The sequence below is a fragment of the Marinitoga sp. 1138 genome, from assembly GCF_013363265.1.
In the GTDB taxonomy this organism is placed as follows: Bacteria; Thermotogota; Thermotogae; order Petrotogales; family Petrotogaceae; genus Marinitoga; species Marinitoga piezophila.
Genome location: NZ_LBFA01000002.1, coordinates 68513 through 77489, shown reverse-complemented (window position 1 = coordinate 77489; position 8977 = coordinate 68513). Strand labels below are relative to the sequence as shown.

The following is an 8977-nucleotide window of genomic DNA, read 5'->3' as shown; positions in this document are numbered from 1 at the left end:
ATTTTATATCTACGTAGATATTATATCAAAAATTTAAATTTTTTCAGCCGGCTGAATAAAGTAAAAGGAGAAAAATTAGGGGCTTCAAAAATAGGAGAAAATAAGTTAAAGAAAAAGTAAAAAATATATAAAAAGAAAAACAATCAGTTCTACCGACACCTGGATTTTTATTTGAGGAACAATAGACCAATTAATAAAATCAAAAGAGAGCAAGGATATAAGCATAAGTGGAGTGAGATTTCATATATTCAGAATAAACAAAATCAAGATAAAATTGTTTAGGCTTCTTGCTCATGGTTTAACCACCATGTTAAAAAAATATAGTTTTAATAACTATATTAAATAAATATTTAACTCAATTATATTATACACCAGCGAGGCCCCACTTTTTAAGAGTATTATGAAAACTCTGTAAACAATATACTTTCAGAAATTCGAAAGATACTATTTAAGATAAAAATGGAGGAAATTAAAATGGAAGATAAATTAAATAATAATAATAATAATAATAATAAAATTATAAAACAAAAAAGTATTATTTGGAATTTAACAAAGTATTGTGTGTGGAATTGTCAATTTTGTTGTGTTGATGCAAAATGTATTCGACCATTTAGTCTAATTAATAAAGAAGAAAAACCGGATTTTTCTTATGATACAGAAGAACTTAATTTTAAACAAAAAATAGCAGTTATTGACCAATTGAGTAAAGGAAATTACCGTATTGATTTTTCTGGTGGGGAATTATTAATTGATCCTATGAACATAAAAGTTATTCAATATGCGTCAAAAAAACTTGGTAAAGAAAATATTGGAATTAGTGTTTCAGGTGCTTTTATTACAGATGAAATTGTTAAAATTTTAAAAAATACTGTACATGATGTTGAAATTACTGTAGATTATTTACCGTTTAAACCATATAATTTAAGACCGATTGGATATCATGAATATGCTGAATATGCGATAAAAAAATTAAAAAAACAAGGCATTCGTGTGGGGGTTCAAACAGTTCTCACGAATGCAAATATTTCATTGAAAAAAATTTATTCATTATATAATTGGATTCAGGAAAACAATGTAGACGAATGGAGTATTCTTCGTTTTTTCCCTTCAGGACGAGGACAATTTTATGAATTTCTAACTCCAACGCATGTTCAATATTGTGAAATTGTTGATTATATAAAAAATATATCCAAAAATGGAAAAGTAGAAATTAAGTTTCAATATCTTTTACCAAATCATGAAGCTTATACATTAGAATGCAGAGCAGTTAAGAGATCTATAGGTATTTTACCGAATGGAACAGTAATAGCTTGTTTTTGGGCTCTTGATAAAAATATGGTGCCAAACAATGATAAATATATCTTGGGTAAAGTACCCGATGAATATATTGAAGATATTTTGAAAAATGAAAAAGCTATGGAATGGAGAAATAAAACTCATATGTGTAATATTTTTACAAAAGAAATTTTAGAAAACTATAAACCACGAAAATATATTATATAGATTTAAGAGGTGAAAAATAAAATGAATGAACTAACCAATTTAAAAAAATTTATTTTTAATGCGAAACAGCATACTTATGCTAGCTCAAAAGATGGGGATGAAATAATTAATGATGATCGTAGTTATGAGTTTAAATATCAAGATAAAGAATTTTTATATCGAGATAGATATTTTGGAATTGACCCATTTACTGGGCAGGAGGTTGTATATTATAAAAATTCTCCTGTATGGTGTATGAACTATTATGGATACACTCTAGAAAATTCAAAGTTTAGAAATGAAATTTTCATTTTTTTAAAAACTGCATTAATACAACTTAATGAAAACTATCCATTTAGAGGTATTGATAATCTTCGGATTGGAAAATTTCAGTATATAAACAAATATAAAGGGGATCTTTTAAGGTTTTCGGGACATGAAGTAATTTATTATGAAAAACGTATTGTTTATTATTTGGATTATTTTGGTGGAGAAATAAAAGATCAATAGTCGATTAGTTTTGCTAATAAGGAGGAACATAGATGGAGAAAATTTGTATCCTTTTAGAAGATCATGCCGATATAAAATATTGTAAAACAACAATAGCACTTATAAAATATAGTAAATATGATGTTGTTGCAATAATAGATTCCAAAAATAAAGGAAAATTTTCCGATGATGTTTTAGGGACTCATAAGAAAATTCCGTTTGTTAGTAATATAAAAGAAGCATTCAAAATAAATAAAAAAATCAAAGCTTTATTTATTGGAATATCTCCTCCAGGTGGGGAATTTCCAGAAATAATGCGGAATCATGTTAAAGAAGCTTTAAGTATGGGTTTGAATGTTGTTAGTGGTTTGCATTATTTCCTGAGCGAAGATCCTGAATTTTGCGAATTAGCTCGTTTAAGTGGAAGCAAAATTATTGATATACGTAAAATTAGTAAAGATAAGATTTATTATAATAGATATAATCCTCGTAGAGCAGGTACAAATGTAATTTTAACTGTTGGAAGTGATTGTTCGGTTGGAAAAATGATTACAACAATTGAATTAAATAAATCAGCATTAAATAGAGGTTTGAAGTCCACTATTGCTATGACAGGGCACACAGGAATGATGATAGTTGGTGATGGAATTCCTGTAGATGCAACAATAAGTGATTTTACAATTGGAACTATTTCAAAATATATTCAGTACTTAGCTGAAAATCATGATTATGTATTTGTTGAGGGACAAGGGACAATTACACACGGTAATATATCATTAGCGTTATTGCATGGTGCAGAACCAGATTATTTAGTGTTATGTCATCAAGTAGGACGAAAATATATTAAAGGATATAATCAATGGTTAATTCCTCCTTTAAATGAATTAGTAAAAATATATGAATATGCATCATCCTGGAAAAAAGGAACTAATTATGCTCGCGTAATTGGAATATCCCTCGATACACACCTATTATCCCACGAAGAGGCTATTATCTATATTAATAGCGTTCAAAAAGAACTAAATATTGTTACTACAGATCCATGGCGTTTTGGTGTTAAAAAGATAATTGATGAGATTATTTCTAAACATAAAATGAAAATTTAAAATCGTTTATAAAATATTTATAATTTTAATATTTTTAATAATTTATTTAATTTTGTAAAATAAAGTGGAGGAATATATAAATATGGATAATAAAATAAATCATTTTAAATTCAAAGTAAGATCGCATCTGCCTGATATATTATATTTTATATCTTCGATGTTGTTTTTTTATACACAACTACATATAGTTATTGAATATTTGATGTTTTCAAAGATAAATTTTGTTGAGATATGGTTGTGTTTGATTTTATTTAAAATAGGTGAATTAATTCATGAATTTATTGATATAGAATATAATGATATATTTTCCATACTAATTATAATAATTTCAATAGGTTTAATTAAATTTAGTACTATTCCAATATTTTATTTTTTCTTTTCTTTCATTTTTATGAAAATTAGAAGTAATATATCAGAATATAGTAGTAAAAAAGTTAAAATTATTGGACGAGCAATAGGATTTATATTATCTCCTTTTTATAATAGTTTAATTTATTTATTATGTGTTATTTTAACATCAGTGATTTGTTTGTTGACTACTGAATTGGAAACAACAAAAAGATTAAAAATTAATAAAATAAATAATAAAGAAAATTCCATAATATATTTGCTTATGGCTCTGCATCATACGCATTATTTTGTGTATGCCTATTCAATTCCAATATTTTTCTTTCAAAAAAATATTTTACCAATAGAGATAACAGGCCTTATTTTTTATTTGGGCTGGGCAGCTTATAATGCTTATGAGAAAATAATAAAACCAGCATGGAATTGGTTTATTATAGGACATATATTGGCAGCATTTTCTCTTATTATATTATATATGACAAACGTTCTATTTTTTACAATTATAGCCTGGTTTATGACAGGACTTGGAGGTGGAACTGTGTATATGCTGCACAGTTTAGTATATAAAAAAAATAATAATACTAAAAAGGATATGTTAATTGCTGAAGGATTTGGACACCTGATAGGTATAATTTTGTGGGGTATTATTTATTTATTAAAAGGAGTTAATGCAAATTTTTTATTTGGAGCATTTTTTGCAATTATTATAGCTATTCTCTCTTATTATACAAATTATAAAACAAATTTAATAAGTTCACGATTTTAACTTATATTAATCATGATTATATCAAGGGAGGAATTTTAATGTATTATGCTAATGTAAAATTAGATATATTTAAAGTAGAATCATCTTTTTTTAAACTCAACCAATCTACTCCATCTGCATTATATAGAACAAAAGAATGGTTAGTTGATAGTCAACAGCGGTTGGGGGATATTCCGGTTTATATAGAATTATTTTATAATAAAAAACCCATTGCACTTTTTCCAGTTATTATATTTAACAAACAGAGTGATTATCCACCAGTGGATCCACATCGTATAATAAATGAAGCGCTTGGTATAAAAACGAATAAACCTATTGCATACTGTGCAACTTTATTTGGTTTGGGGTGTCCAATTTTATTTAATAAAAAAGAACATGATTGGGATTCTATAATTTCAATTCTTAAAGCATTATTAAAAGAAAAATTTAATTGTGAAAATCTTGTGTTTGGATACTTTTTTGAAAATGATGATCCATTTAAAGGTTATACTTTTAATAAAAATTATGTAACAATTAAATCTCATAAATTACTTGGTATCCTTAATACAGGAAAATTTACTTCTTTTGAAAATTATAAAAAAAGCTTAAGTAAAAATACAAGAAAATCTTATAATTCAGAAACAAACACTTTTATAAAAAATAAATTATATGTAAAAAATCTACCTATTAAAGAATATGATCTTGATTTAATAGGTAAAATGTCTTCAAATGTTTTCGCTAAATATGGTGCTAAAGTAGATCCTTCTAAAATATCGAATTTTGCCAAACATATTTCCGATAAATTCCCTAATAATTCTGGTATTATTTCATGTTGGAAAGACAAAAACATAATATCTTATGTATTATATATTAAATATAATAAAATTTTGTATGCTCATACATTTGGAAGAAATTATGAATTAGACAAATATAAATCATATTTTTTAGTTGCATATCATGCACTCATTAAATATGCGATTGAGACGGGAATGGAATATATTAATTACGGAGGAGGAGCTAGTTGGACTAAAAAAAGAAGGGGGGTATCTATAATACAAACATATTCATATGTTTGTTAATTATATATTATGAAAAAATATTTTAAAAATATCAATAGAAATATGCAGGTTATTTTGTTAGGACAGATAACAAATAATATCGTGTATTATTCTTTTCTGCCTTTTCTTTCTTTTTATTTGTCAGGAACATTTAATGTTAGTCAAATAGGATTTATGATATCTTATCGTTCAATATCAAATATTAGTGGTATACTTATTGGAGGCGGATTGGCGGATCGTGTTCGTCCAGAAAAGGTGATGGTAATTTGTTTAACTGGCGCTTCATGTATTTATTTTTGTTTGGCATTTATAAATAATTATATTATGTATAGTATTTTGCTATCTACTATAGGTTTTTTATCGGGAATTAGTTATCCATGTGAGAGTGTTCTTATAATGAGAAATACAAATTCAAAAAATCGCGCAGAAGTATTTGCTATTATACGTGTGATCTTAAATATATCTGCTAGTATTGCACCTATTCTTGCTGTTAAGATATTTATTAAATATCATATTATTACTTTTAGTATTCTTGCATTATTAAATATAATTTATGTTATATCAATAATCGCCTTTTTTAAGGGAAATGACATTAATCAAATAAAAAATGGTAAAATTTTAGATACATTTTTAGATGAAATATGGGGTATTATAAAAATTTTTAAAGATTATAAATTTTTGCTTTTAATTATGGCTTTTACCCTGTCAACGGTAGCAACATATTCCATTGAAACTACATTACCGTTATATTTAAATATATATTATCATAATGCTGAATATTTATATAGTTTTATTATATTACTAAATACATGGTTGGTTATCCTTTTGCAGATTCCGTTATCTAAATTTAGTAAATTTATTACTTATACAAAATCCGCAATTTTAGGACAACTTTTAGTAGGTATCTCTTTTATTTTTTTAGCATTAATTCATAATTCAGTAGGTTTAATTATTATATTCATAGTTTTTACAATTGGAGAAATTCTTATTTCTCCTGGTGCAACGCTTCTCATCGTTGATAATTGTAGTAGTAATAATACAGGAAAATACTTATCTATAGGCAAATTACGTCTATTTTTAGCTTTACCAATTTCATCTTCAATAGGTGGTTATTTGTTAAATTTAAAAATGGATAAAACTTTTCTTTATATGTATGGATTATTTGCGTTTAGTGGAGCAACTCTATTATTTTTTCTCATTAATAAGATAAACGATAGCAGTGTAAAATTTAACATTTCGAATATGAATAATATAATTTAATATTTATTTAACAAAACTATATAAATAGTGAGGGATTTGAATGGATATAAAACAACCTTTAATAGGGATTATTGGTGGCATGGGAGCATTTTCTTCACTTGAATTTATGGATACGATTTATAAATTTAATAGACCATATATTTCCGATCAACAAGCTCCAAGAATTATATGTGTTTCTGACACTAATATCCATGATCGTACATCTTCTATTTTACATAATTGTTGCGATTCATTACCTGATTCAGTAAATTCTATTATTAATAAACTATTATATTTCGAAATTGATATAATAGTAATAGCTTGCATAACTTTTCATTTTTATTTTAAATTGCTTCCGCCGGAGATACAAGAAAAAACAGTTAATCTTATAGACATTATTAAGAGGGAGCTGAAAAAACATAATAAATCAGCTGTTTTATTAGCAACACTCGGTACTTATAAATCCGGTATTATTAATGGCAAAAATGTAATTATTCCTTCATTGGAACAACAGAGAAAAATTCATTCCCTTATATATGAAATTAAAAAAGTTGGGAAAGATCCTGTTTTATTAGATGAATTAATGATTAACATTGAAAATATGAAAAATGAATTTAGAACTAATTTAGTTATTGCTGGTTGTACAGAAATACATATTGCCGTAAAATATTTTAAAGAAAATAAATTATTAAATGATATTACTTTTATAGATCCATTATTTACTATTGGGGTTAATATAAATAATATCCTCAGTTTGAAAAAAGGAGAGAATTTTTAATGGCAGAAATACTTTGTAAAAGTATAATTACAAAAAGTAAGCTACCTGAAACAGATTATTGTTGTAATATTTATGTTGGGTGTACTCACGGGTGTGTATATTGTTATGCACGTTTTATGAAACGATTCACAGGTCATACTAATGAAGAGTGGGGATATTTTGTTGATTATAAATCAAATGCAATAAATGTATTAAAAAAGGATATAAAAAAAATAAAAAAATATGAAAGGGTATTAATGGGAAGTGTAACTGACAGCTATCAACCTATTGAAAAGAAACTTCAATTAACTCGTAGATGTCTTAAAGCTATGGCAGACTTTGACATCAATATTTCAATTCTTACAAAATCTGTGTTGGTTTTAAGGGACATTGATATTTTTAAGAGATTCACGAATTGTGAAGTTGGCATTAGTTGTGGAATAAATAATAGTGAGGTATCTAAAATACTTGAACCCCATGCAAGTTCTATTGAAAAGCGTTTTGATGCATTAAGAAAACTAAAACAAAATGGTATAAAATGTTATGCCTTTATAGGACCGATAATTCCATATATAACAGACTTAGAAAAAATATTTTATAATATAAAGGATAATGTAGATTTTATTATGGCTGAAGCTCTTAATCTAAGAGGAATAAATCTACCTTTATTCAAAAAGCGTCTCATTGAGTTAGTAGGTGAAGAAAATACAAATAAAATAATAGCAACATGTAAAAATAATGAATATTGGAACATGGTAGAAAAAACTATTGTAAAATTATCTTCAAAGTATGGTATAGAAAATAAAGGCTTTTTTAGACATGTAAAGAGATGAAAAATAAAAAGCATAAAAGAAACAATAAATTGAAACAAGAGAAGTAGCTAAAAACACGAAACATTATTATTAAGTTTGTGATTAAAAAGATTAAATACAAAATCAGGAGTAAAATATTTCAAAGAACCATGAGGTCTGAGATTATTGTAAAAATAGATATATGAAATATAGTAATTATAAACATCCTCAATATTATTAAATTCAATAGATTCAACAAATTCTCTTTGAACATAAACAGCTTTTCGAAGAAAAGCGAGTTTAGAAAAACCATAAAAATAAAATAAAGCCATAAACCTTATTCCTGCGAAGCAGTGAATATTCTTGTAACCAAATTCATGAGTAATATTTAACTCTTCTATAAGAGCAGCAGTAAATTTAGCCTTGAATTGTGGTCCGTTATCTGTTCTGATAATAAGATTATCAGGAATAGCTCCTCTAAAATCAATAGCTTTTTGTAAGGTATTAATAAAATCTTTAGCTTTAATAGAATGACCAATATAAACACCAACAATAGACCTATCAAAAGCATCAATAATACTTAAAACAGGAATAAACACATCAGAAACCTTTTCACCTTTAGTATTAAGAGAAAAACCTTTAAAATGGGATTTTCTATTTCTTTTAACAACAAAAAACAATCTGGAATTATAATAAAAAGTACTGGGACTAATATTATAATTTTTAAGTAAAAAAGAAGTAGCAACACCAAAATTTCTATACTTAAAAACAATTAAAAAATTACCAATAAAAGTTACTTTCCACAGTTGTTTTTTTTTCAAAAGTTTAATCTCATCTTCTTGCATTTTAAGAAGAAGCTCTTTCTCAAGAAGACGTTCATAATATTCAAATTTCTTTTTTAAAACAGCAGAATCATTAGAATTATCCGAATCATTTCTAACAATGCCGGCAGATTCATAAAT

General features: G+C 25.8%; 9 protein-coding genes. 8 read left to right on the top strand and 1 reads right to left on the bottom strand.

Annotation, left to right across the window (positions count from 1 at the left end):
* The first annotated feature begins 474 nt into the window (after positions 1-474).
* The 8 genes from XO11_RS01550 (at position 475) to XO11_RS01515 (ending at position 8057) form a co-directional block, all read left to right on the top strand.
* The gene (locus XO11_RS01550; RefSeq protein ID WP_175418061.1) at positions 475-1503 is read left to right on the top strand and encodes a radical SAM protein; all 1029 of its coding nucleotides are present in this window, start codon (positions 475-477) and stop codon (positions 1501-1503) included.
* A gap of 21 nt (positions 1504-1524) precedes the next feature.
* Positions 1525-1992, top strand: coding sequence for a DUF5680 domain-containing protein (locus XO11_RS01545; RefSeq protein ID WP_175418060.1), 468 nt, complete (start codon positions 1525-1527; stop codon positions 1990-1992).
* 32 nt (positions 1993-2024) lie between these two features.
* Entirely contained in the window at positions 2025-3077 is a 1053-nt protein-coding gene (locus tag XO11_RS01540; RefSeq protein WP_075780156.1) for a DUF1611 domain-containing protein, read from the top strand.
* An 82-nt stretch (positions 3078-3159) separates the two neighbouring features.
* A complete protein-coding gene (locus tag XO11_RS01535; RefSeq protein WP_075780155.1) occupies positions 3160-4191 on the top strand; it encodes a hypothetical protein in 1032 nt (343 codons plus the stop codon).
* Between the two features lie 38 nt (positions 4192-4229).
* Positions 4230-5249: a peptidogalycan biosysnthesis protein gene (locus XO11_RS01530; protein ID WP_075780154.1), complete on the top strand. Its 1020-nt coding sequence runs from the start codon at positions 4230-4232 to the stop codon at positions 5247-5249.
* A 9-nt stretch (positions 5250-5258) separates the two neighbouring features.
* Complete coding sequence (locus XO11_RS01525; RefSeq protein ID WP_083635613.1) at positions 5259-6488, top strand: MFS transporter; 1230 nt, start codon at positions 5259-5261, stop codon at positions 6486-6488.
* A 40-nt stretch (positions 6489-6528) separates the two neighbouring features.
* Positions 6529-7245, top strand: coding sequence for an aspartate/glutamate racemase family protein (locus tag XO11_RS01520; protein ID WP_075780152.1), 717 nt, complete (start codon positions 6529-6531; stop codon positions 7243-7245).
* Entirely contained in the window at positions 7245-8057 is an 813-nt protein-coding gene (locus XO11_RS01515) for a radical SAM protein (RefSeq protein ID WP_075780151.1), read from the top strand. The genes XO11_RS01520 and XO11_RS01515 overlap by 1 nt, the downstream gene beginning before the upstream one ends.
* Positions 8058-8104: 47 nt before the next feature.
* Here XO11_RS01515 and XO11_RS01510 read toward each other — a convergent pair whose 3' ends face one another.
* Positions 8105-8860 (bottom strand): DDE-type integrase/transposase/recombinase, encoded by a 756-nt coding sequence (locus tag XO11_RS01510; protein ID WP_156865362.1) that lies wholly within the window; start codon positions 8858-8860, stop codon positions 8105-8107.
* Between the last annotated feature and the right edge of the window lie 117 nt (positions 8861-8977).

Coding starts and splice junctions, on each gene's coding strand:
- XO11_RS01550 (WP_175418061.1), top strand. CDS start 475: ATGGAAGATAAATTAAATAATAATAATAATAATAATAATAAAATTATA.
- XO11_RS01545 (WP_175418060.1), top strand. CDS start 1,525: ATGAATGAACTAACCAATTTAAAAAAATTTATTTTTAATGCGAAACAG.
- XO11_RS01540 (WP_075780156.1), top strand. CDS start 2,025: ATGGAGAAAATTTGTATCCTTTTAGAAGATCATGCCGATATAAAATAT.
- XO11_RS01535 (WP_075780155.1), top strand. CDS start 3,160: ATGGATAATAAAATAAATCATTTTAAATTCAAAGTAAGATCGCATCTG.
- XO11_RS01530 (WP_075780154.1), top strand. CDS start 4,230: ATGTATTATGCTAATGTAAAATTAGATATATTTAAAGTAGAATCATCT.
- XO11_RS01525 (WP_083635613.1), top strand. CDS start 5,259: ATGAAAAAATATTTTAAAAATATCAATAGAAATATGCAGGTTATTTTG.
- XO11_RS01520 (WP_075780152.1), top strand. CDS start 6,529: ATGGATATAAAACAACCTTTAATAGGGATTATTGGTGGCATGGGAGCA.
- XO11_RS01515 (WP_075780151.1), top strand. CDS start 7,245: ATGGCAGAAATACTTTGTAAAAGTATAATTACAAAAAGTAAGCTACCT.
- XO11_RS01510 (WP_156865362.1), bottom strand. CDS start 8,860: ATGCAAGAAGATGAGATTAAACTTTTGAAAAAAAAACAACTGTGGAAA.